The 579-nt window shown below is 66.0% G+C and carries 1 pseudogene; it reads left to right on the top strand.

Annotated features, from left to right (window positions below):
- Positions 1-579 (top strand): annotated as a pseudogene (locus AVJ23_RS21930) (hypothetical protein); the annotation flags it as partial.

Raw genomic sequence — 579 nt, 5'->3', positions numbered from 1 at the left:
TCGAGAAGCTGACCGGCAAGACCGGCGGAAACGGCAACGGCACCACGATCTCCGGCACGAACAGCGACAACACGTTCAACCTGGCCGCTGGGGACGTCGAACTGACCAACATCGACCGCTTCAATCTCGGCAACGGCCACGACACGCTCGACCTGTCCGGCCAGACCGCCGACTTCACCATCAATGCCGGCAACCACAACGACACCGTGACCACCGGCTCGGGCGACGACACGTTCGAGGCGGCGGGCGGCAACAACACCTATGATTCCGGTGACGGCAACGACACCTTCAACGCCGGCGGCGGCGCCGACGACATCGATGCCGGGGCGGATGACGACACGGTCCTCGCCCAGAAGAACGAGCTGCTGAACGACACGCTCGACGGCGGCGACGGCACGGACGAGATCGTCAACGAGAACGCCAACCAGGCGCTGCAGCTGTCGGGCTTCGGCGGCGGCGGCGCGGGCAACCCCGAGAACTTCGAGAAGCTGACCGGCAAGACCGGCGGAAACGGCAACGGCACCACGATCTCCGGCACGAACAGCGACAACACGTTCAACCTGGCCGCTGGGGACGTCG

Origin of the sequence: Pseudoponticoccus marisrubri (assembly GCF_001482405.1) — a bacterium.
In the GTDB taxonomy this organism is placed as follows: domain Bacteria; phylum Pseudomonadota; class Alphaproteobacteria; order Rhodobacterales; family Rhodobacteraceae; genus Pseudoponticoccus; species Pseudoponticoccus marisrubri.
This window is presented reverse-complemented; position numbering and strand designations above follow the sequence as displayed.